This is a genomic window from Bacillus sp. 1NLA3E (genome assembly GCF_000242895.2).
GTDB lineage: Bacteria > Bacillota > Bacilli > Bacillales > Cytobacillaceae > Bacillus_BU.
In genome coordinates this window covers 3,160,385-3,182,839 of the sequence record NC_021171.1, presented here as the reverse complement: position 1 = coordinate 3,182,839, position 22,455 = coordinate 3,160,385, and the positions used below count along the sequence as shown (strand labels likewise).

General features: G+C 37.3%; 19 protein-coding genes, 1 other RNA gene and 1 riboswitch. Of the genes, 16 read left to right on the top strand and 4 right to left on the bottom strand.

All coding sequences use genetic code 11. The features are described from left to right. Nucleotides 1-91: 91 nt before the first annotated feature. The 6 genes from B1NLA3E_RS15155 to B1NLA3E_RS15140 all read left to right on the top strand — a co-directional run bounded on the left by B1NLA3E_RS15155 (nt 92) and on the right by B1NLA3E_RS15140 (nt 5,012). A complete protein-coding gene (locus tag B1NLA3E_RS15155) occupies nt 92-646 on the top strand; it encodes a DUF1273 domain-containing protein (RefSeq protein ID WP_015594708.1) in 555 nt (184 codons plus the stop codon). 86 nt (nt 647-732) lie between these two features. Beyond that, the gene (gpsB, locus tag B1NLA3E_RS15150) at nt 733-1,041 is read left to right on the top strand and encodes a cell division regulator GpsB (protein ID WP_015594707.1); all 309 of its coding nucleotides are present in this window, start codon (nt 733-735) and stop codon (nt 1,039-1,041) included. A gap of 81 nt (nt 1,042-1,122) precedes the next feature. Then, nucleotides 1,123-1,512, top strand: an RNA gene (rnpB, locus tag B1NLA3E_RS24150) — RNase P RNA component class B. Nucleotides 1,513-1,644: 132 nt separating this feature from the next. After that, nucleotides 1,645-2,787: a THUMP domain-containing class I SAM-dependent RNA methyltransferase gene (locus B1NLA3E_RS15145; protein WP_015594706.1), complete on the top strand. Its 1,143-nt coding sequence runs from the start codon at nt 1,645-1,647 to the stop codon at nt 2,785-2,787. 63 nt (nt 2,788-2,850) lie between these two features. Further along, complete coding sequence (locus tag B1NLA3E_RS25385) at nt 2,851-3,012, top strand: hypothetical protein (protein WP_187292110.1); 162 nt, start codon at nt 2,851-2,853, stop codon at nt 3,010-3,012. A gap of 71 nt (nt 3,013-3,083) precedes the next feature. Then, a complete protein-coding gene (locus B1NLA3E_RS15140; protein WP_015594705.1) occupies nt 3,084-5,012 on the top strand; it encodes an ATP-dependent DNA helicase in 1,929 nt (642 codons plus the stop codon). Between the two features lie 50 nt (nt 5,013-5,062). Here B1NLA3E_RS15140 and B1NLA3E_RS15135 read toward each other — a convergent pair whose 3' ends face one another. After that, nucleotides 5,063-5,293: a DUF2249 domain-containing protein gene (locus B1NLA3E_RS15135; protein ID WP_015594704.1), complete on the bottom strand. Its 231-nt coding sequence runs from the start codon at nt 5,291-5,293 to the stop codon at nt 5,063-5,065. Nucleotides 5,294-5,543: 250 nt separating this feature from the next. Here B1NLA3E_RS15135 and B1NLA3E_RS15130 point away from each other — a divergent pair, with 250 nt between their 5' ends. Both B1NLA3E_RS15130 and B1NLA3E_RS15125 read left to right on the top strand, forming a co-directional pair. Then, on the top strand, nt 5,544-7,898 hold the full coding sequence (locus B1NLA3E_RS15130; protein WP_015594703.1) for a nitric-oxide reductase large subunit: 2,355 nt from the start codon (nt 5,544-5,546) through the stop codon (nt 7,896-7,898). A gap of 125 nt (nt 7,899-8,023) precedes the next feature. Next, nucleotides 8,024-9,529: a carboxypeptidase M32 gene (locus B1NLA3E_RS15125; RefSeq protein ID WP_015594702.1), complete on the top strand. Its 1,506-nt coding sequence runs from the start codon at nt 8,024-8,026 to the stop codon at nt 9,527-9,529. A 219-nt stretch (nt 9,530-9,748) separates the two neighbouring features. On the opposite strand, the gene B1NLA3E_RS15120 is transcribed toward B1NLA3E_RS15125, so the two are convergent. Genes B1NLA3E_RS15120 through B1NLA3E_RS15110 form a run of 3 tightly spaced genes read right to left on the bottom strand, consistent with a single transcriptional unit; the run spans nt 9,749 to nt 12,060 of the window. Continuing rightward, nucleotides 9,749-11,404, bottom strand: coding sequence for a b(o/a)3-type cytochrome-c oxidase subunit 1 (locus B1NLA3E_RS15120; RefSeq protein WP_015594701.1), 1,656 nt, complete (start codon nt 11,402-11,404; stop codon nt 9,749-9,751). Then, nucleotides 11,404-11,880: a cytochrome c oxidase subunit II gene (locus tag B1NLA3E_RS15115; RefSeq protein WP_015594700.1), complete on the bottom strand. Its 477-nt coding sequence runs from the start codon at nt 11,878-11,880 to the stop codon at nt 11,404-11,406. Before B1NLA3E_RS15115 ends, B1NLA3E_RS15120 begins: the two co-directional genes overlap by 1 nt. A 24-nt stretch (nt 11,881-11,904) precedes the next feature. Continuing rightward, entirely contained in the window at nt 11,905-12,060 is a 156-nt protein-coding gene (locus B1NLA3E_RS15110; protein WP_041580586.1) for a hypothetical protein, read from the bottom strand. Nucleotides 12,061-12,419: 359 nt separating this feature from the next. Next, a riboswitch (purine riboswitch) is annotated at nt 12,420-12,521 on the top strand. Nucleotides 12,522-12,866: 345 nt separating this feature from the next. Here B1NLA3E_RS15110 and B1NLA3E_RS15105 point away from each other — a divergent pair. The 8 genes from B1NLA3E_RS15105 to B1NLA3E_RS15070 all read left to right on the top strand — a co-directional run bounded on the left by B1NLA3E_RS15105 (nt 12,867) and on the right by B1NLA3E_RS15070 (nt 22,447). Next, complete coding sequence (locus tag B1NLA3E_RS15105) at nt 12,867-13,460, top strand: xanthine phosphoribosyltransferase (protein WP_015594699.1); 594 nt, start codon at nt 12,867-12,869, stop codon at nt 13,458-13,460. Beyond that, a complete protein-coding gene (locus B1NLA3E_RS15100; RefSeq protein ID WP_015594698.1) occupies nt 13,460-14,770 on the top strand; it encodes a nucleobase:cation symporter-2 family protein in 1,311 nt (436 codons plus the stop codon). The genes B1NLA3E_RS15105 and B1NLA3E_RS15100 overlap by 1 nt, the downstream gene beginning before the upstream one ends. Before the next feature lie 86 nt (nt 14,771-14,856). Next, nucleotides 14,857-15,066 carry a hypothetical protein gene (locus B1NLA3E_RS25380; RefSeq protein WP_015594697.1) on the top strand — a complete coding sequence of 70 codons (210 nt, stop codon included), beginning with the start codon at nt 14,857-14,859 and terminating at the stop codon, nt 15,064-15,066. A gap of 255 nt (nt 15,067-15,321) precedes the next feature. After that, nucleotides 15,322-16,095 carry a DUF2628 domain-containing protein gene (locus B1NLA3E_RS15090; RefSeq protein WP_015594696.1) on the top strand — a complete coding sequence of 258 codons (774 nt, stop codon included), beginning with the start codon at nt 15,322-15,324 and terminating at the stop codon, nt 16,093-16,095. A 444-nt stretch (nt 16,096-16,539) separates the two neighbouring features. Next, complete coding sequence (locus tag B1NLA3E_RS15085) at nt 16,540-17,625, top strand: type III polyketide synthase (RefSeq protein WP_015594695.1); 1,086 nt, start codon at nt 16,540-16,542, stop codon at nt 17,623-17,625. A 5-nt stretch (nt 17,626-17,630) separates the two neighbouring features. Then, nucleotides 17,631-18,182, top strand: coding sequence for an isoprenylcysteine carboxylmethyltransferase family protein (locus B1NLA3E_RS15080; protein WP_041580585.1), 552 nt, complete (start codon nt 17,631-17,633; stop codon nt 18,180-18,182). Between the two features lie 342 nt (nt 18,183-18,524). Then, nucleotides 18,525-22,193 carry a dynamin family protein gene (locus tag B1NLA3E_RS15075; protein WP_015594693.1) on the top strand — a complete coding sequence of 1,223 codons (3,669 nt, stop codon included), beginning with the start codon at nt 18,525-18,527 and terminating at the stop codon, nt 22,191-22,193. A gap of 47 nt (nt 22,194-22,240) precedes the next feature. Further along, a complete protein-coding gene (locus tag B1NLA3E_RS15070) occupies nt 22,241-22,447 on the top strand; it encodes a hypothetical protein (protein WP_041580584.1) in 207 nt (68 codons plus the stop codon). Nucleotides 22,448-22,455: the final 8 nt, after the last annotated feature.

The following is a 22,455-nucleotide window of genomic DNA, read 5'->3' as shown; positions in this document are numbered from 1 at the left end:
ATAAATATAGGAGATCTTGAATAGAAAATAATAGTTCGTAAGAATGATACATAATTAAGAGAAATAGAATGGTAAAGGAGTCTTCATTCGCTTGGTAAAAGTTGTTGCGGTTTCTGGATATAAACCCTTTGAACTTGGAATTTTTCAAGCTAACCACCCAGCTGTCGGCTTTATCAAGAAAGCCATTCGAAAAGAATTGGAGCAGCTTTTGGAAGAAGGTTTAGAGTGGGTCATCATAAGTGGCCAATTAGGTACTGAACTTTGGGCAGCCGAGGTGGTTTTTGATCTGCAAAATGATTTTCCATCGTTACAACTCGGAGTCTTTACTCCCTTTTTGAAACAAGAGGAAAGTTGGAAGGCGCAAAATAAAGAATCATATGAATCCGTGTTGATTCAGGCGGACTATGTTGACTCCATATCAAAAAAGCCTTACGAGGGAGCCTGGCAATTTCGTCAAAAAAATCAATTTTTTGTTAAAAAAAGCGATGCGCTTCTTCTTTTTTACGACCAAGAGAAAGATGGAAGTCCTAAATTTTTATACGAGTATTCCAAACAATATAAAGAGAGCCACCCTTATGACCTCCGCTTAATTGGATTTGATGACTTGCAAATATTGGTGGAGGAAGAACAGGGTGAGCAATATTAATGTGAAATAAGAAAGAAAAATTGACAAACGTCTTTATTTTTGGAACAATATAATGTAATGATTGGGGATATACTGAGGTGAATGTAATGCTATCAGATAAATTTAAATTAACAGCAAAAGATATTTTGGAAAAAGAGTTTAAAACGGCAATGCGTGGTTATAAACAAGAAGATGTAGACAAATACTTAGATTACATTATTAAAGACTATGAAGCTTTCCATCAAGAGATTGAAGAATTACAACAAGAAAATTTACGGTTAAAGAAACAATTGGATGAATCTTCCCGACGTCAAAATACCCAACCTCAAGCAGCAGTTGGTACAACTAATTTTGATATTTTGAAGCGGTTATCAAATTTAGAGAAGCATGTTTTTGGAAGTAAATTATACGATTAATAAAACTTTGGCAGATTTTCTTGTAAATACCATTGCGATTAACTTCTAGATTTCATATAATAAGCAATGTAGTCTTTAATAACGTTCGGGTAATCGCTGCAAGAAGCTTTTGCTACTTGTAGAGGAAAGTCCATGCTCGCACGAGCTGAGATGCTCGTAGTGTTCGTGCCTAGCCAATTCATAAGCTAGGGCAGTCGAGAGGCTGACGGCAGGGAAAATGCCTAAGTCCGTTAAGGATATGGCATGAATACCTTTAAAGTGCCACAGTGACGTAGCCTCTTCAGAAATGGAGAGGGTGGAACGAGGTAAACCCCACGAGCGAGAAACCCAAATAATGGTAGGGGCACTTTCTCTGAGGAATTGAACAAGGAGAAGGACAGGTTGATTTTCAATCTGTAGATAGATGGTTACCACCGGAGTACGAGACTTTGGTCGTTTGCAGTACGAAGGAACAGAACATGGCTTACAGAACGTTATTAAAGGGTTGTTTGAGTTTAGAAGTTAGTTAGCTCTCCTTTTCGGAGAGCTTTTCTTGTATTTATCGATAAATTGGACAATAATGAAAATGTACATAAATGTATTAATCTCAGTAAGGGTGAAAAAATGACAAATTTTGATTTGATTGCAACTTCTGCAATGGGGCTAGAGGCAGTGGTTGCCAAAGAAGTCCGTGATTTAGGATATGAATGTACAGTCGAAAACGGTAGAATTTCTTTTAAAGGTAATGAAACTGCCATAGCCCGAACTAATCTTTGGCTAAGGACTGCTGACCGAGTTAAGATTAAAGTAGGAGAATTTCGGGTCACAAGCTTTGATGAGTTATTTGAGAAAACAAAAGCACTTGCTTGGGAGCAATTTCTCCCTGAAAACGCTGAATTCCCGGTATCTGGAAAATCAGTGAAGTCAAAACTTTTCAGTGTGTCTGATTGTCAAGCGATTGTAAAAAAGGCCATCGTTGAACGTATGAAAAGACATTACAAAAGAAATGGTTGGTTTGATGAAAATGGTCCAAAATATAAAATAGAGGTAGCACTACTAAAAGATATTGCCACCCTTACTATTGATACAAGTGGAGTGGGGTTACATAAACGTGGGTATCGTGTTGATCAGGGCGAGGCTCCATTAAAGGAGACCTTGGCCGCTGCCTTGATTCTAGTAACGAATTGGTCACCAGATCGGCCTTTTATTGATCCTTTTTGTGGATCAGGGACAATTCCAATCGAAGCCGCATTAATTGGTCAAAATATTGCACCAGGATTTAACAGAGAATTCATCTCTGAGACTTGGCCAATCATAACACCAACCATATGGGACGAGGCGAGAACAGAAGCAGAGGATTTAGCAAATTATGATCAGCCATTAGACATTACTGGGGCAGATATTGACCACAGAATGGTGAAAATAGCTGAAGAAAATGCTTTTGAAGCAGGGCTCGGAGACCTTGTTACTTTTAAACAAATGAGGGTACAGGATCTCACAGTGAAAAAGGATTATGGTGTAATCGTTGGAAATCCACCATACGGGGAACGCCTTGGCGAAAAACAAGCAGTTGAAAAAATGTACCGGGAAATGGGTCAAGTATTCGCTGATTTAGATACTTGGTCGATTTATATTTTAACTTCACATCCTGAATTTGAAACTTTATTTGGTAAACCCGCCACCAAGAAGCGAAAACTTTTCAACGGTTTTATTAGAACTGATCTATACCAATATTGGGGAAAAAGACCACCACGTACGAATGAATAAGCATAAAATCGCTTCAAGCTGAATAGAATAAAATTATATTTTTTCAGTGTAGGGGGTATAATTGTGGTTCCCATTCAGATTGATTTTAATAAAATTTCTAAAGCCTTAACGGAGTCTTTGGAAATGGTGAAACAAATGCAGTCTGTTCCACATTCAGCATTAGAACAAATAGAGTCAGCTCAAAAACAGTTACAGCAGGCCTTAACCTATAAATTATCACGGTAGACAAGCTAGTAACAAACAGGGACTGTTTCCCGACAGGGACAGATCCCTATTTTCTTTTTCGGAGGTCGTTTATGGAATTAAGTCGCTTACCCTTTACGTTAACAAAAACAGAATCTTTCTATGATCGGTTAAATGATTGGATTGGTGATGTTTTTTATGATTTATTACCTGAAGCAGGTTTTGAATTAAGAGATGAACAAATCTACATGGCTTTTCAGGTTGAAAAGGCTTTTAAAGAAAAAAAGGTGATGTTTGCTGAGGCTGGAGTGGGTACAGGAAAAACGTTTGTCTATCTTTTGTATGCACTTTGTTATGCTCGGTATACAAATAAGCCAGCCATTATTGCTTGTGCAGATGAAACCTTAATTGAGCAACTTGTAAAAAAAGAAGGAGATATTGCCAAGCTTGAAAAGGCATTAGGCCTAACTGTTGATGTTCGGCTGGCAAAATCGCGCGATCAGTATATATGTTTAAATAAGTTAGATGCCTCAATTTATCAAGATCAATCAAGCACCTTTAGTGATATTTTTGAAGATCTTCCATCATTTGTTCACAGTGGAGCTTCGATGCAGTCGTTTCATCCTTATGGTGATCGTAAAGATTATTCTGACCTGACTGATGAACAGTGGGGCAGCATTTCTTGGGATTCCCTACAGGATTGTTTTTCTTGTGAGAAACGGCAACGTTGCGGGCAAACTTTACATCGTGATTACTATCGTAGCGGTGGAGATCTCATTATTTGCTCGCAGGATTTCTACATGGAGCATATTTGGACAAAGGAATCTCGGAAACGGGAAGGGCAGCTTCCACTCCTTCCAGATGGAAGCTGTGTAGTGTTTGATGAAGGTCATCTACTAGAGTATGCAAGTCAAAAAGCGCTGACTTTTAAATTAACAGATAAGACGCTAGAAACCCTACTTGAAAAAATAGCTGGAAATGATATTCGTGAAAAAACATTGTATATCATCGAATCAGCTATATCGTTAAGTCAGGAGTTTTTTACAGGTTTAACAAACTACTCAAAATACACAGCTGGTTCTGAGAAAAAGACGATAATTAAATCACGGGAATTGTTAAAACTCGGAAGTAATCTTCTTGAAACTCTTCAATCACTTGAAGAGGAATTGGTTTTTGAAAGTGAGTTATTTGTTATAAATGAATACGATCTAAAGATAGTAGAAGAGTATTTAGAACAAATGACGTATTCACTATCTCTATTTTTAGGAAATGTAAATGGAATTACTTGGTTGGAAGAAAATGATGAGGATCGAACTCTTGTAATCATGCCTCGATTAGTTAAGGACATTATGAAAGATGAGGTATTTTCGCAGGAAAAACCGTTCATTTTTTCATCTGCCACTCTTTCAGAAAGTAAATCATTTGAGTATATGGCCAACAGCTTGGGTATTGAAGATTACTTGTCCTTTTCAGTTCAGTCACCATTTGATTACGAAGAAAATATGAAGATTCATTTGACTAAGTTTGAAAAGGATCATTTAGAAGCAAAGGCTTTATATATTCTAAATCAATTAACAGCTTCCGAAGGAGGTTCTCTCGTTTTATTTTCTAATAAAGCGGAGCTATCCTTTTTTAAGGAATACATAGACGGAAAGGTTGATTTTCCAGTCTATTTTGAAGGTGATGCTGAAATGAGTACCCTTGTTTCTCATTTCCAAAATGAAACCCATTCAGCTTTGTGTTCCGTTCATTTATGGGAAGGACTTGATATTCCAGGAGCATCACTCCAGAATGTGATGATCTTTTCTCTACCGTTTCCACCAATGGATCCAGTATTTACTGCAAAACGGGAAGGAACAAAAGATCCATTCCATGAAGTGGATCTTCCTTATATGCTGCTTAGGCTCCGCCAGGGAGTTGGCAGGTTAGTTCGGACAAGCACCGATGAGGGAGAAGTCCATATCTTAATTGACGACGATTTGGATCATGAGATTGTAGCTAAGATTAAGGGGATTTTACCGGTAGCAGTAATAGAAAATTAAAAAAAGCACAGTCTGGTTTGTATTTGCAAATCTAGACTGTGCTTTTTTGGTTATTTTTTCATGAAGGTTATTTTCCAATGGTTGCTGTCAATTTCTACGGCGTCATATTCAAACCCTTTGGCTTTCATGACAGCGAATAAAGGAACAGGCTGGAACGGTGCATGGAGAACGAGACTGTCATGTTCCTTTAGTTCAGCGATTGTTTCCATAATTTTCTGGAAGGGGTCTGAGTTATTCTTAATATCTTCCCGAACATCCATTTCAATTACTCTATTTTCCATCTTAAACACTCCTATTTGTTATTTTCAATATATCTATCGTAATTATTTTTACCGAAAAAATGAGTGATAAGCATCACGAAATCAAATAAATCCTTGAGAAAACCATATTCGTTCCTTTTAAATCGTGTTTTATCCAAAATAAACATCAGTTGTGCTTAATATCACACCTTGATGGTGAGGTAACTCACAAAGCTGTCACATATTTATGTCTAAAATAAGGACAGTAGAAAACAGAAAGGAAGTGTGAGATATGGACAACAATCGCGGAAATCAAGGGAAACCAAAAACAAAAAACGCACTTTTAAAATCCATTCTTATAACAGTATGTATACTAAGTTTCACAGTATTACTCACAGGGGGGTTCTGGATCTTTAAAGATATGGCACCACGCCCTATGGAAGTAACAAGTAAACAAGGGGACGTCATCCTTACAAAGCAATCAATAATGGGTGGTCAAGCCGTTTTTCAAAAATACGGATTGATGGATTATGGAACGGTATTAGGCCATGGATCTTATATGGGTCCGGATTATACGGCAGAAGCACTGAAAGTTTATACGGAAGGTATGCAGGATTTTAAAGCGGAGAAACAATTTGGAAAAAGCTTCTCTAACCTTTCAAAGGATGAACAAGCGGTTATTAAGGCAAAGGTTATTGAAGAGATGCGTCAGAATCGTTATGAGGCAAATAAAGATAAATTGATCCTTACTGATGCGCAGGTTTTTGGTGTAACGAAGGTAAGAGATTATTATAAAGGTGTATTTACAAAAGGTGATGGTTGGGGACTTAAGGCAAAGTTAATTAAAGAAAATGATATGCCGAAAAGTGATCGAGCATGGGTTTCAGAAGGTGACCAGATTAAACAGATTTCTGATTTCTTTTTCTGGACAGCTTGGCTTTCTAGCACTGAGAGAATAGGAGATGATATTACATATACGAATAACTGGCCATATTATGAAGATGCCGGGAATCATATGTCATTCTCATCTGTTTGGTGGAGTGGTGCAAGTGTAACGCTATTAATCTTATTTGTAGGTATCATTCTTTTCATCTTCTATCGTTACCATCTTGGCATGAAAGAAGCTTATACAGAAGGTAATTTTCCACGGATTGATCTTAGGAAATTACCGGTAACAAATTCACAGTTAAAATCGGGTAAATATTTTGTCATTGTTGTTGCCTTATTCTTTGTTCAATCTATGTTTGGGGCATTGTTGGCCCATTATTATACAGAGCCTAACAGCTTCTTTGGAATCAAATGGATTTATGATATCCTACCTTTTAATATTGCCAAGGGCTATCACCTCCAATTAGCTATTTTCTGGATTGCAACTGCTTGGTTAGGTATGGGTATTTTCATTGCCCCTCTTGTAGGTGGTCATGAACCAAAACGCCAAGGTTTGCTTGTAGATATCTTATTTTGGGCATTAGTTGTGCTAGTGGTAGGTAGTATGGTTGGTCAATGGCTTGGTGCTAACGGATATTTAGGGAATAATTGGTTCCTACTTGGGCATCAAGGTTGGGAGTATCTAGAACTTGGCCGAATTTGGCAAGTGATCCTTGCAACAGGTATGATTATTTGGTTATTCATCGTTTATCGAGGAATTAGAAGTGGTTTAAAACGAGAGACAGACAAAGGTGGATTAATCCATTTACTGTTTTATTCAGCGATTGCGGTGCCATTTTTCTACCTATTCGCATTCTTAATCAACCCTGGGACTCACTATACATTTGCAGATTACTGGCGCTGGTGGATCATCCATCTTTGGGTTGAAGGAATATTTGAAGTATTTGCCGTGGTAGTAATCGGTTTCTTGCTTGTTCAAATGAACCTAGTAACAAAGAGTTCAACTGTAAAAACGTTATATTTCCAATTAATCCTTCTGCTAGGAAGCGGTGTAATTGGAATTGGACACCATTATTATTATAATGGCTCATCAGAAGCTTGGATTGGCATGGGGGCTGTTTTCTCAGCTTTAGAGGTTATCCCGTTAACTCTATTAATCTTAGAAGCATATGATCAATATAAGATGATGCGGGATGGAGGAATCGATTTCCCTTACAAAGGAACTTTCTGGTTCTTGATTTCTGTTGCGATTTGGAATTTAGTTGGTGCAGGAGTGCTTGGTTTCCTTATCAACTTGCCGGCTGTTAGCTATTTTGAGCATGGACAATTCTTAACCCCAGCCCATGGACATGGTTCCATGATGGGTGTATATGGAATGTTTGCCTGTGCAGTGCTCTTATACTCATTAAGAAACATTGTAAAACCAGAAAAATGGAATGATAAGTGGATTAAATTCAGCTGTATTATGCTAAATGTTGGCTTAGCTGGAATGATCCTAATTTCGTTACTTCCCGTTGGATTTTTACAAGTAAAAGAAGCGTATAACCAGGGTTATGCAGCTTCACGTGCATCATCATTCTTGCAAAAAGACATTGTTCAAAATCTATTAACGATCCGAGCAATTCCGGATACGATCTTCTTAATAGGTGTCGCAACATTATTGATTTTCTGTATTAAAGCAATGTTCAACTTACGCAAAGTGACGCATAAAGAGAATGAGCCACTGCCAGTAAAAGATTTGTCTATTGATGAAGACTAATTAATAAAAAGCTCACTTTTTAATTAAAGTGGGCTTTTTTGTCAAATTACCTCTGTGGGAATATTTAGGGTTACTACCTAAATTTATGATAAAATGGTTGAAAACCATATTAGGAGGAAAAAATAATGTCCATGTCATATAGACAAGTTGAAAAGGAATTCCTCGATTATGTAAAAAAAATGACTGCATATAATGAAGCGTTAGCTCTCATTTATTGGGATTTACGTACCGGTGCACCAAAACAAGGTGTGGAGCAACGTTCTGAAGTAATTGGCATGCTTTCAGCTGAAGTGTTTCAAATGTCTATTTCCCAGGAGATGTCGGCTTTTATCGTCGAGCTCTCCCAAAAAGAATTGTCCTTAAAATTACAAAAATTATTAGAGGAATGTAAAAAGGAATATAACCGTAACAAAAAAATTCCTCCTGAAGAATATAAGGAATATGTTATTTTGCAATCAAAAGCTGAAAGTATTTGGGAGGAAGCTAGAGCTACCTCAGATTTCGGAAAATTTCAGCCATACCTTCAGAAATTAGTTGAAACTACGAAACGATTCATTGATTACTGGGGTTATAAAGATAATAAATATAATACACTGTTGGATTTATACGAACCTGGTATCACAGTGGAAGTGTTGGATGATGTATTTGGAGAATTGCGAAAAGAAATCATTCCACTAGTGAAGAAAATATCTTCTTCGCAAAACAAGCCAAAAACAGATTTTTTATTCCATTCCTTCCCGAAAAATAGCCAGCGTGAATTTACTTTGGAAATTCTTAAGCAGATGGGTTACAACTTTAATGGAGGACGTCTTGACGAGACTGTACATCCATTTGCGATAGGGATCAACCCAGGGGATGTCCGTGTCACAACTAGGTATGACGAAAATGACTTCAGAATGGCAGTGTTTGGAACCATACATGAAGGTGGTCATGCGCTCTATGAACAAAATATCTCTCCGGAATTGATTGGAACCCCATTATGTACGGGGACATCAATGGGGATTCATGAATCACAATCCTTGTTTTATGAAAATTTCGTCGGGCGAAGCTATTCTTTTTGGGAAAATAACTACGATTTATTAAAACATTTTTCTAATGGTCAATTTAATGATATAAAGCTTGAGGATTTTTACCGGGCTATTAACGAGTCTAAGCCCTCGCTAATCCGAATCGAGGCAGATGAGTTAACCTATCCATTACATATTATGATTAGATATGAGATTGAAAAAGGATTATTTAATGATGAAATTGAAGTAAAGGATCTCCCACAGGTTTGGAATGACAAGTATGAAGAATATTTAGGGGTTCGGCCAAAAAATGACGGAGAGGGTGTCCTTCAAGATGTGCATTGGGCAGGAGGCAGCTTTGGGTACTTTCCATCCTATGCTTTAGGCTATATGTATGCGGCACAATTTAAATCTTCCCTGTTAAAGGATATTCCTAATTACGACGAACTATTGGCAAAAGGGGACTTATTGCCTATTAAGGAGTGGTTTACAAAGCAGGTTCATCAATTTGGAAAAATGAAAAAGCCACTTGAGATTATCCAAGATGTCACAGGTGAAAGTTTGAGTGCAAGATACCTAGTCCAATATCTTAAAGACAAATACAGCAATGTGTATCATTTATAGATTGAATTGAAACTTTTTAATAGAAAAAAACCGCTTTGGATAAAAATCCATAGCGGTTTTTAGTATTTACTCAGGCACTTTGAGCTTTTCTTGTTGTCTAGCTCCAGCGCCTAGGGGCTCGGGGGCATAAGCCAATCCGCCAAGAAGGTTAAAGAACAACCTTCTCGCCAGCTCGTCTTATGCCTGTCGCCCCTGGGCAAGGCGCTTCCGCTTTTCTTTTTACCAAGTTTTAAATCCAGGTGATCCTGGAGGTGAATTTTGGATAATATCAGTAAGCGGGATGGTATAAGCAAATAGAATTAATAACGCTGTAATACCAAGCCAGAGTTTCCAATTCTCGAACACCATTGGAGTTTCACCAGCAGTTTCATCCACTTCTCCGATAGGGAATTCTTCTTCACCTTTAGGTGCAAAGAAAGCTAGATTAATAAATATATAAAGCATAAGGATGATAGACATGAATAGAATGGTTCCCCCAACAGCTTGAGCGATTTGATATGGAACCCACTCAGCAGCCTGTGCAGAACCAGCATACTCAGAAAAAGCAGAACGACGAGGCGCTCCAAGTAATCCAGCAGCATGCATAGCTCCAGACATAAAGGTCATTCCAATTGCCCAGAAGATCCCTTGTAAAATTGCCAATTTATTCATCGCTTTGGTAAGTTTTCTACCAGTTAAATGTGGTACTAACCAATAGGAAACTCCGAAAAATGTTAATGCTACAGCAGTTGCCACAGTTAAATGGAAGTGACCAGTAACCCAGATTGTATTGTGAACAACTTGGTTCATTTGGTGAGAAGCATTAACCATACCACCGGCACCAGCTGGAATGAAAGCAAGCATCCCGATAAATGGAACTGTAAAACGGGCATCTCCCCATGGAAGTTTTTTCACCCATCCAAATAATCCAGTTGAACCTTTTGAACGTCCATAAGTTTCAAATGTCGCGAACAAAGAGAATGCAGTCATCAAAGACGGAATAATAACTAAAAATGTTAATACAACTTGAAGGAACTTCCAAGCTGGATCAATTCCTGGCTCAACTAATTGGTGATGAAAGCCAACCGGAACTGAGAAAAGTAAAAATAAGATAAACGAAAGTCTTGCTAATGAATCTGAGAATATTTTTGCACCAATGACTTTAGGGATGACAACATACCAAGCCATATAGGCGGGTAATAACCAGAAATATACAAGCGGATGGCCAAAGTACCAGAATAAAGTACGGCTGACCAAAACGTTAACTGTTGGAACTAAACCTAATGACCAAGGAAGTAATTGAATTAGAACTGATGAAGCAACTCCAATGGTCGCAACGGTCCATAATATCGTGTTTACTAGTGCCATGAAAGTTATTAACGGACTAGGCTTGCCTGGGTTTGCTTTACGCCATTTTATGTAAGTCATTATAATTACGGAGCCATCAATCCAGGATCCAACTATCACTAATGTTAATCCAACGTAATAAAGCCAATGCGCTTGTAATGGAGCGTAAAATGTATAAAGCACAGATGCTTTACCTAATAGGACCATAACTGCAGCAATCACTGTTCCAAGTGTCATCGTCCAAAATCCAATCCAACCAGTCTTACGAACACCGCTGGTAAACGTACCAGATGTTGCACTTGTAGCTGCCATTTGGAAGCCCATAATAAAGAAGGTTGTTAACACTAGTCCTAACAAGACACCGTGGACCGTTAAAATTTGATAATATCCAATGCCAGCTGGCAATATTAATTTTCCTGAACGAACTAGTACTTGTAAAAGTCCAGCAATTCCACCGATTGCAAGTGCTGTAAAAGCCACGAAAAAGTGAGCCATTGCCAGTTTCCCATCATGACGATCAACTTTGATATTAACTGATTGAGTTTGCATTATTCAACCACCTCTATTTTCGACGTCATCAAGTGATGTCCACTTCCACAATATTCATTACATAAAATTAAGAATTCACCCGTTTTGCTAAATGTTGCGACATATTCACTGACAAAACCAGGTTCAAGCATCATATTAATGTTTGTGCCAGCTACTTCAAATCCGTGAATAACATCTTTTGTTGTTGCCATAATTTTAACCTTCGAGCCTTTTGGGATTTTCACATCTCCAGGAGTGTAATTAAATGCTGATGCTACAAAAACTAACTCGTAGTCCCATTCTTTTCCTTCTACCTTTTTTAATCCTGGCTTGTCAAATGGAGCTGTCGTATCAACCTTTGTCGGATCAATTGTTGTTAAACAACTCGGTGGTTGATTCCCCAAATAGAAAGCACTTACCCCAATAACAGATAAAAAGACGATTAACATGGTTATCCCGAAAATTAGCCAAATCTTTTCAAACTTATGGATATGCATGGCTTTTTTTCTCCTTTCCCTAATCTACAGCCGATCTAAATACAAAAAGTAAACTCCAACCCAAGCAACTACAAGGACAAATCCGACAAAGAAAACGGAAGCTAACGTTCCTTTTAGGGAAGAGTTATCTTCTGTTTTTGTGGGTACGTGTGTTTTGTTTCCAAGTTCCGTTCTCGCCACTTTGTCTCACTCCCTTCATAAATTTGTAAATATTAATGATTACACTTTCATCATACAGAACAATAGAGAATATTCCATATTGTTTGACTAAGTTCACAAAATGTTCAATATGTAATTAATCACCATATTAATAGTGTAAACCCGTAATAACAGTGATTAATATCACTTGTTCCAATTTCAAATGTGAATTTAATGTGAAATAACGTTTCGAGGGGTTGCAATATTTGAAATTGAATGTAAGGGTTTTCTTTGCTGATAGATTTAGTATTTCAGTAAAAATTTCATCTTATAAAAACTACATGAATCTTTTCATTTTTTTCTATATTTACTTCTATTAACTATATTGATATAATAACATTTAATTAAATAGGATCTCTACTCATATAATAGCGGGAATATGGCCCGCAAGTTTCTACCAGATTGCCGTAAATAATCTGACTATGGGTGAGCAATGGAAGAAGGACTATCTTTTTTGAGTCCTTTTTAAATTCTTTTGGATATCAGCCTAAAGGTCATTGTCTCGCTCAATTTTTGAGGGAGAATGACCTTTAGGCTTTTTGTATTTATTTTCTTGGCTATGTTAAAGCTCATTGTTGATTTTTTGCACAGTGTTGATTGGAGTGGAAGGCGCGAAGACTCCTGCGGGAGCAGCGGGACAGGTGAGACCCCACAGGCGCTTAAGCGCCGAGGAGGCTCACCGCCCGCCCCGCGGAAAGCGAGTGCCTGAAACGGAAATCAACATTCTAGTTTAACAGAGCCATTTTCTTAAAAAAATAAAAGATCGATAGAGACATAGGGGGAGCAGAATGGAAGCTTTAAAGAAAATAATTTTAAAAGAGGGAATAGTATTATCTGATTCAGTATTAAAGGTGGATACTTTTTTAAACCATCAAATTGACCCAGAATTAATGATGCAGGTTGGGAAGGAATTTGCCGCACGCTTTGAAAGTGACGGAATCACCAAAGTTTTAACAATTGAATCTTCCGGAATTGCTCCGGGTGTTATGGCTGCATTATATCTAAATGTTCCGTTAGTTTTTGCTAGAAAAAGAAAATCACTTACAATGGCTTGTGATTTATTTACGAGTCAAGTCCATTCATTTACGAAACAAGAGACAAATGAAATTTCAGTTTCCAAAAAGTTTTTATCTGAAGGAGAACGTGTATTAGTCATTGATGATTTCCTAGCGAATGGACAAGCGGCCCTTGGTTTAGCTGACATAGTAAATCAAGCAAAGGCTGAGGTAATCGGATTTGGCATTGTGATTGAAAAATCGTTCCAAGAAGGCGGTCAAATCCTACGTAATAAAGGATATAGAGTCGAATCATTAGCTGAAATTCAATCATTACATGCAGGACAAGTTCAATTTATTAAAAGGAATATGGAGGAGTTGGCATAATGAAACAACAACCATTAAAGATTGCCTCATTAGCAATTCAACACGTATTAGCGATGTACGCGGGTGCTGTTATTGTTCCATTAATTGTTGGTGGAGCCTTGGGTCTATCAGGAGAACAATTGACTTATTTAGTTTCCATTGACATTCTTATGTGCGGAATTGCCTCGATTTTGCAAGTTTGGCGAAATCGTTTCTTTGGAATTGGCTTACCTGTTATGCTTGGATGTACGTTTACTGCTGTTGGACCGATGATTGCCATCGGTGGTCAGTATGGAGTTTCAGCTATTTATGGGTCAATTATTATATCTGGTCTTTTTGTTGTTATTATTGCTACATTTTTTGGAAGGCTCGTTCGTTTTTTTCCACCGGTTGTTACGGGTTCAGTAGTAACCATCATTGGAATCACACTCATTCCTGTTGCCATGAACAATATGGCTGGCGGGCAAGGGAGTAAAGATTTTGGAGCATTATCTAATATTGCGTTAGCCTTCGGAACACTAGTATTCATTCTATTACTTTATAAATTTGCAAAAGGATTTGTTCGGTCTATTTCTATCTTATTAGGTTTGGCTGCAGGGACTGTTGTTGCTTATTTCTTAGGGAAAGTAAACTTTGCGGCGGTAGGGGACGCATCATGGGGCCATATTCCAAGTTTATTTTACTTTGGTACACCAACCTTTGAGATCACCCCAATTCTAACAATGACTCTTGTAGCAATGGTAAGCTTAGTAGAATCAACAGGTGTATACTTTGCTTTATCTGATATTTGTAAGCAAAATTTGTCTGATAAAGATTTAACAAGAGGATATCGTGCTGAGGGATTGGCGATTATTCTGGGGGGACTTTTCAATGCTTTCCCGTATACCACTTATTCACAAAATGTCGGACTAGTGCAATTGTCTGGTGTGAAAAGTAAAAGTGTTATTTATACTGCAGGAGGATTCTTAGTTTTGTTAGGATTTGTACCTAAAATTGGGGCACTTACAACGGTCATTCCAACTCCGGTACTTGGTGGTGCCATGGTGGCAATGTTTGGGATGGTCATAGCCTATGGGATCAAAATGCTAAGCAAAGTGGAGTTTGCATCACAAGAAAATCTGCTCATTATTGCCTGTTCAGTTGGAATTGGTCTAGGTGTAACAGCTGTGCCAGATTTATTTGCGAAAATGCCTGAAAATATTCAAATCCTAACAGACAATGGCATTGTTGCTGGAAGTTTAACTGCTATTATCCTGAACATTGTCTTTAATGTTTTTACAAAAGAAAAGAAGGCACAATTTGGTAGTTTAAAAGAACAAAAGATTTCATAAGTATGTCTGTTTTATCCTAAAAATTTTAAACGTTAATACGTCGCCTACATTTTTTAAACAAAAATGACTTAGGAGGCGTATTTTTTTTGAAGGCTTTGTTAAAGCTCAATGTTGATTTTTGGCACAATGTTGATTGGAGTGGAAGGCGCGAAGACTCCTGCGGGAGCAGCGGGATAGGTGAGACCCCACAGGCGCTTGCGCCGAGGAGGCTCACCGCCCGCCCCGCGGAAAGCGAAGCGCCTGAAGCGGAAATCAACATTCTAGTTTTTTCCATAGGTAAACTAAAATCCACGTAAACCATAAAATGTTAATTTATGGATTAATTTGGAAGGTTATTGATGTCCTTATGGCGAAATATAAATTGTACTAACATATTCTTGCGGGATTGTTATGAAAAAGTTCTGGTTAACTAACCTTCCTAAATCATCCATTATTACTCTACATACTGTAAATTAGTGGGTATACAAAATGTGTTTAAAAAGGGATTTTTTAATCCAGTAGGTTATCGTATTCAAAGCTGTGAGAAAAAAACAAACAAGAGGGAGACTTATATGAAGGAAACTCATTTAGAAGAATCAATCTCATTCGAGGAACAACGCAATGTTGCACAAACCAATACATCGTATTACGATTTAAAATGGGGATCAGTTAAAAATCCAGCAAAGGAGAACACTTGGAATTGGGTGGCATTTTTCTTCACTTTATTTTGGTTAGCATATCGTAAAATGTTTAAGCCTTTTTTTGTGTTAGGAGTAATAGAAATGCTTTGGATGGTACCCTTTTATCTTGTAGATATACCTTTTTGGGTGGATATTCCCTTTTATATTGTTATTTCTTTAGTGGTGGGGTGGAATGGAAATCGTTGGTATTATAACCATACTTCTCGAATTCTGAAACAAGCTGCAACTCTATCTGAATCCCAACAACTTGCCTATTTACGAACAAAAGGCGGATCACACATCGGTATTATGCTCGGACTAAATATATTCTTAATAGTATTGTACTTTATTGCAGACTTAGGATTATCCTACCTACCAACTAAGACAAATATTAAAGATGTTGTGCGTTTAAGTGGTGAAGGCGAAACATTAGAAGTATTTACTGATAAACCAAAATGGAAGTATGTCCAAAAAAACGGCCGCCACTATGTAACAGAATTTAAAGGCTATGATTATAGCGAAAAAGAAAATGTACGTATCGTATTCTATGTATATCTAGATAAGCAAATATATGAATGGAGGCAAATCTACATTAATGGTAAGAAGTTAAGTAAAAAGGAAGCGGAAGATTACGAGGTTTGGATTGAAGATAACTCATGGTATTGATGTGAAAAGTTTAAAAAAAGGTCGTTGTACATGCTGTTACATTTTGTATCATTCAGTCACCAATTCCGGTTTGTGCAATATACTAAAACAAACGGTCAAATGACGGGAAGTGATTGGGCTGAATGGAAAAATATTATTGTGATCTTTGTTTGCTTTTATATGATGATATAAAAAAATGTGACATTTGTGGCGCTTTAGCCGATAATAGGATCTTTATTGAAGTTCAGAAACAGCCTAAACAAAAATAATGAATGGAAAAGATTTCATCGTGACCTAATTAGTCCTGAAGATTATAATGTAAGAGCACAACAACTTCTTCAAAACGTTCTTGCCTCCTTCTTAACCGATGGGGGCTTTTTTTCTGCTCATACGGCATTCCTTGTGAATACTCCTTGTGTAAGTTGGAAAAAGTAACCTAACTGATCCTTTAAGGAGAGAAGTTTAATGCCGTCTATTGTTTCAATTGGCGATGCCGTTCCAAGGAATGTAATAGAGCAATCTCAGGCAATAGAATTTGCTACTGAGCTGTTTTCTCCTTCCTTTAAAGATATCGAACGATTACTAGCTGCATTTCAAAATGGTCAAATAAAGAAGCGTCATCTAGTGAAGCCACTAGATTGGTACAAGCAAGGGCACAGCTTTGCTGAGAAAAATGCTGCCTATATTGAGGCTTCAATCACTTTAGGCGCTGAAGCCATTACGAAATGCTTAACGAACACAACCTTTTTACAGGAATCTGTTCCATATGAAGACATCTCGGCGATTTTTATGATTTCTAGCACTGGAGTGGCCACTCCAAGTATTGAAGCGAGAATAATGAATTACTTACCATTCTTACCGCATACAAAACGGATTCCAATTTGGGGCTTAGGCTGTGCGGGTGGTGCTTCAGGTTTATCTAGAGCCTATGAATATTGTCTAGCATATCCACATGAAAAGGTAATCGTCCTTTCAATCGAATTGTCCAGTTTAACGTTTCAAAGGAATGATTTTTCAAAGAGTAATTTAATCGGAACGTCATTATTTGCTGACGGAGCAGCCTGCGCATTAGTTTGTGGTGACAAAACAGATCTCGAATCAATTCAGAAGCATAAAGCAGCGCCAAACATTATCGCGACGCAGTCTACCCTAAAACCTCAATCGCTCGATGTGATGGGTTGGGAAGTAAGGAATGAAGGATTTTTCGTTATTTTTTCTAAAGATATCCCGACCATTGTGGAAGGTTGGTTGAAACCAAATGTTACAGAATTTTTAACTAAAACTGGTTTTGAATGGAGAGAAATAAACCATTTTATCGCCCATCCTGGTGGGAAAAAGGTTTTGGAGGCCTATACGAAAGCACTTGAAATCCCAAATACAATGACGGAAGTTTCATTGGAAATATTACAGAACTATGGAAATATGTCCTCTGCCACTATCTTTTATGTTTTACAAAGAATGATGGAGAGTGCTGACATGGGGGATATCGGTCTTGCAACAGCATTAGGACCAGGATTCAGTTCAGAACTGTTGTTAATGAGGTGGGAATGACTAGGATGGTATTTGAAGGTTTTATTTCTTTCGTTGTCCTGCAGCGTTTGGTGGAATTAGTGATTGCTAAGAAAAATGAAAAAGTTATGAAGGAAAAGGGAGCAATCGAGTTTGGTCAATTACACTACCGGTTTATGGTATTGATGCATGTAATGTTTTTTGTTGTTTTGATTTTTGAGGTCAGTATTTTTAATGAGCAGGTCTCTCAATTTTGGCCCATTTTATTCCCTATGTTCCTTTTAGTACAAGCAGGAAGAATTTGGGCCTTAACTTCACTTGGGGAATTTTGGAACACAAAGATTATTGTGTTACCAGAAGCCCGCCCAATTAAGCGTGGACCTTATCGCTATTTAAAACACCCGAATTATGTAATTGTTAGTATTGAGTTGTTGGTGATTCCATTATTATTCCATGCGTATATGACCGCAGTTATTTTTACGATTTTGAATGGTTACCTTTTATCGATTAGAATACCTGCGGAAGAGCAGGCTCTTGCGCAATTGACCGAATATAAAACAACAATGAATCAAGTTCAACATCCTCACCATCGACAATGAAAAAATGTTAAATAAATGTGACGATTCAAAAAGGTGATTGAAAACGGTTATCATTCATGGTAAACTATTCTTAATGAAAATCATTATCATTTACGTTCACCTAAGGTGGTGTTACATATGCTGGCAATTTTCATCATTTTGACGATTGTAAGCTATTCGTTTCTTATGAAATATGTTTTGAACCATGTAGCAGGAACTACACATACTAAATAATATGGCATGATCAATAATAGCCTGGGTCTAGGACCTCGGCTATTTATTTTTGCATATTAATGCTAAAAGATAGGAAAAGATTGAAAAATCGGATAAAATAAAATGATAACGATAACAAGGGGTATATGTATGGTTCTTATTGTAAAACAAAAGGAGCAATCTTTACTTGGAAAGATTGCCGCTCTATACGAGCTTTTCAAAAAAAATCATGATGAACAAACAGCAGAACGAGCACAACAGTTAGCGAAGAAACTGGATGAAAAAGAATTTTCAATTGCTTTTTGTGGCCATTTTTCGGCAGGAAAATCGACGATGATTAACAAGCTGGTAGGAGATAACCTCCTTCCATCGAGTCCAATTCCGACAAGTGCTAACCTGGTAAAGGTAAAAGCAGGGGAAGAGTACGCAAAGGTATTTTTCAAACAAGGAAAACCTCGCCTTTATTTGGCACCTTATGATTACGAAAAAGTAAAAACGTATTGTAAAGATGGCGATGAGATTGAAGCAGTTGAAATCAGCCATAAAAATGCAAGTCTTCCGAATCATGTTATCATCATGGACACACCTGGGATTGATTCCACTGATGATGCCCATCGAATTGCAACCGAGTCCGCACTTCATTTAGCTGATCTTATTTTTTATGTCATGGACTATAATCATGTCCAATCAGAAGTGAATTTCCTATTTACAAAAGAATTAACCCAAGCAGGGAAACAATTGTGCTTGGTTATTAATCAAATCGATAAACACCGCGATGAGGAACTGAGTTTTTCAGATTTTAAGGAAAGTGTTTCACAATCGTTTGCTTCATGGGGGGTTAGACCTGAACAGATATTGTACACTTCATTAAAAGATGTAGACCATCCTAACAATCAGTTTTTGGAGCTTCAACATTTGCTTCATGAAAAAATTGATCATCGCGATGAAAATTTGCCTACCACTATCTATCAATCTCTCGTAAAATTAACAAATGATCATTTGAAAATGATGAAAGAACAAGATGAACAGGAAATTTCCGCTTTAGAGGGTAAACTAAGTTCTCTTTCTGATAGTGAGCGAGTTTCATTATTTGAACGAATGGGTAAAATCGAGAGTATATTACATGACTTGACTCAAGCGTGCGAGAAAGCTGGTCAAGAATTAGAAGATGAAATAGACAAAATATTAGATAATGCTTATATTATGCCATTTCAAACAAGGGAATTAGCCCAACAATATTTAGAAGCAAATCAGCCAGATTTTAAAGTGGGTCTCTTTTTTGCAAAAAATAAAACAGATTTGGAAAGACAAGAGCGACTTGATCGCCTTTTTACTGATCTTTCTGAACGGGTGAAATCCCAATTAGAGTGGCATTTGCGAGAGTTGGCACTTAGAACTTTAAAAGAATCTGGTTTTCAGAAACCTGAATTAATAGAAGTTGCCCAGTCTATCTCGATATCCTTTAATGCAGATCTTCTCGAGAAGAACATTAAACAAGGGGCGCGGTTATCAGGTGAGTACGTATTAAACTATACCAACGATGTGGCTAATTCTCTAAAAAGGCTATCTCGCAATAGTATGGCGGAAATAAAAGCGCTTTACCAAAGCGAAGTAAAGAAACAAAATGAAATGACCGCCAGCCAACTTAAGGGAGAACTCCAACACTTACAAACATTCCAAACGGCAATGGGGCAACTTGAATTGCTTAACAAGAAACAACAAAATGTTGCTAATGTAATAGAAACAACGCTAAGTGGTCAAATAGATCTCACGCCTTTTTTACAGCAAGCGCATAAAATATTGGAATCAGTTGTAGAAGAGGTAGAAATCGTCCGGGATTCAGGACAGAAGATCGAATCTAATGGTAAAAAAACTGAAGTAGCTATAGAAATAGAAGAAAGTCAAATAAATCTATCCAATACATTTTCAAAAAACCAAGTCGAGCGGATTGTAGAACACTTGAAGTTTTCTGCGCAAAAAGTTCACTCTGTCCCAGGTTTAGAGAAAATTTCTTCCGAGTTAGAACTAAGAGCGGAGCGGTTAGAAAGCCAGCAATTCACGGTGGCATTATTTGGGGCATTTAGTGCAGGAAAATCGTCTTTTGCTAATGCGCTAATTGGTGAGAAAATCTTACCTGTTTCACCAAACCCAACAACAGCAGCAATAAATAAAATTAAACCTATTGATCATGATTACCCACATGGGACTGTATTAGTGAAGCTCAAAAGTCCAGTTATATTACTTGAAGATGTTAAACGTTCTTTGGAAATATTTGATTTTGATGCAACTAATTTTGCTGATGCAGTTGTGAAAATTGAAAAAGTTCTAGGCAATGAGGAACATTTAGATGCCTATAGTAAAGTGCACTATGCATTTTTGCGAGCATTTTATAATGGGTTTGCAAACTATGAATCTCGTCTTGGTCAAGTAATAGAAACAGATTTGGAGGCATTTCGTGATTTTGTGGCTTTAGAAGAAAAATCCTGTCTCGTTGATTGGATTGATGTTTACTACGATTGTCCATTGACGAGAGAAGGTATTACCCTTGTGGATACCCCAGGAGCAGATTCAATCAATGCTCGCCATACAAATGTTGCGTTTGAGTATATCAAAAGCTCGGACGCTATCCTGTTTGTTACCTATTACAATCATGCCTTTTCGAAGGCTGACCGTGAATTCCTAATCCAATTAGGTCGTGTTAAGGATACCTTTGAATTAGATAAGATGTTCTTTATCATCAATGCGATTGACCTTGCTAATAGTGAAGAGGAAATGTCTACAGTAATAGAATATGTCAAAGAGCAATTAATTGGATATGGGATTAGAAAGCCAAATATGTTTGCTATTTCAAGCTTGTTAGCTATACAAGAAAAACTCCAGCATTTAACCACAAATGAATCGCGAATTAAATTGTTTGAAAATGCCTTTTATCATTTCATATCTGGAGAGCTAAAGGAAATGGTTGTGGACGCTGCTAAAGCAGAGCACAGTCGTGCCGTTCAAATCTTGAATCAACTTATTTCATCAGCACAAGAAGATAAAACGGTGAAAGAAACAAAACGATTACACATCATCGCCGAGCATAAGGAACTAAAGAATTATCTTGAGCAACAAACAGATGGTTTCTTGAAAAAGCGGTTAACCCAGGAAGCCGATGAACTTCTCTTCTACATTAAACAAAGGGTATTTTTCAGATTCAGTGACTTTTTCAAGGAATCCTTTAGTCCGGCAGTTTTAAAGGAAGACGGACGAAATATGAAAAAAGCCTTACAAATGTCATTACAGGAGCTTATCGATTCACTTGGATTTGATTTTTCTCAAGAAATTAGAGCAACCACTTTAAGATTAGAAACATTCATCGGAAAAATTTTAAAGGAGAGACTTGAACATCTAACCGAGGAGCTAAGGCTGAAAAACAATAGTTTATCCTTCTCACCATATGAGTCGGAAAAAATGGAAGGGCTTCAAGTGGAGACTGCCTTCCAAACGATTGATATGAAGAAGTTTCAAAAGGCGTTGTCTTTCTTTAAAAATGCAAAGTCCTTTTTTGAAAAAAACGAGAAAAAATTGATGCAGGAGGAACTTGAAAAGGTTCTACAGCAGCCTGCTGATGATTATTTGCAATCGGAGGGAAATCAAGTAAAATCCTTCTATATTAGCACTCTTGAAGCTGAAACGAGTAAAATGATTGATCATATTTCCGAACAGATTGATGAATTTTATAAAGGGATTATTGCTTCTCTAAGTGATGAATTTCCAATTGAAAAATTATTGGAAGTGGAGAGACAAATCAACTCTTTTGAGCAGGTACACCAATAAAATAATGCTGTTTAGATTATTAAATTTTGCATGAATTAGGTGGGAATATGCATAATCGCTATCATGTTTGTGCAACATGCGTTAATTATAAGATTGAAAAAAAAGATGCAATAATGAACTATTATTGCGGAAGATTAGGATTTGAGACGAATCCAAAATACCAATTTCAGTGTTGGACACCAAAAGAACAGGTTCGGAAATTGATGGATAAACGTGATCAGTTCCAAAAAGGGAATGGTCCTGAAGTTTGCTAAAATAGTAT

Excerpts from the sequence above, each read along its gene's own strand:
- gpsB (WP_015594707.1), top strand. The coding sequence starts at position 733 with ATGCTATCAGATAAATTTAAATTAACAGCAAAAGATATTTTGGAAAAA.
- B1NLA3E_RS15145 (WP_015594706.1), top strand. The coding sequence starts at position 1,645 with ATGACAAATTTTGATTTGATTGCAACTTCTGCAATGGGGCTAGAGGCA.
- B1NLA3E_RS15140 (WP_015594705.1), top strand. The coding sequence starts at position 3,084 with ATGGAATTAAGTCGCTTACCCTTTACGTTAACAAAAACAGAATCTTTC.
- B1NLA3E_RS15135 (WP_015594704.1), bottom strand. The coding sequence starts at position 5,293 with ATGGAAAATAGAGTAATTGAAATGGATGTTCGGGAAGATATTAAGAAT.
- B1NLA3E_RS15130 (WP_015594703.1), top strand. The coding sequence starts at position 5,544 with ATGGACAACAATCGCGGAAATCAAGGGAAACCAAAAACAAAAAACGCA.
- B1NLA3E_RS15125 (WP_015594702.1), top strand. The coding sequence starts at position 8,024 with ATGTCCATGTCATATAGACAAGTTGAAAAGGAATTCCTCGATTATGTA.
- B1NLA3E_RS15120 (WP_015594701.1), bottom strand. The coding sequence starts at position 11,404 with ATGCAAACTCAATCAGTTAATATCAAAGTTGATCGTCATGATGGGAAA.
- B1NLA3E_RS15115 (WP_015594700.1), bottom strand. The coding sequence starts at position 11,880 with ATGCATATCCATAAGTTTGAAAAGATTTGGCTAATTTTCGGGATAACC.
- B1NLA3E_RS15105 (WP_015594699.1), top strand. The coding sequence starts at position 12,867 with ATGGAAGCTTTAAAGAAAATAATTTTAAAAGAGGGAATAGTATTATCT.
- B1NLA3E_RS15100 (WP_015594698.1), top strand. The coding sequence starts at position 13,460 with ATGAAACAACAACCATTAAAGATTGCCTCATTAGCAATTCAACACGTA.
- B1NLA3E_RS15090 (WP_015594696.1), top strand. The coding sequence starts at position 15,322 with ATGAAGGAAACTCATTTAGAAGAATCAATCTCATTCGAGGAACAACGC.
- B1NLA3E_RS15085 (WP_015594695.1), top strand. The coding sequence starts at position 16,540 with ATGCCGTCTATTGTTTCAATTGGCGATGCCGTTCCAAGGAATGTAATA.
- B1NLA3E_RS15080 (WP_041580585.1), top strand. The coding sequence starts at position 17,631 with ATGGTATTTGAAGGTTTTATTTCTTTCGTTGTCCTGCAGCGTTTGGTG.
- B1NLA3E_RS15075 (WP_015594693.1), top strand. The coding sequence starts at position 18,525 with ATGGTTCTTATTGTAAAACAAAAGGAGCAATCTTTACTTGGAAAGATT.
- B1NLA3E_RS15070 (WP_041580584.1), top strand. The coding sequence starts at position 22,241 with ATGCATAATCGCTATCATGTTTGTGCAACATGCGTTAATTATAAGATT.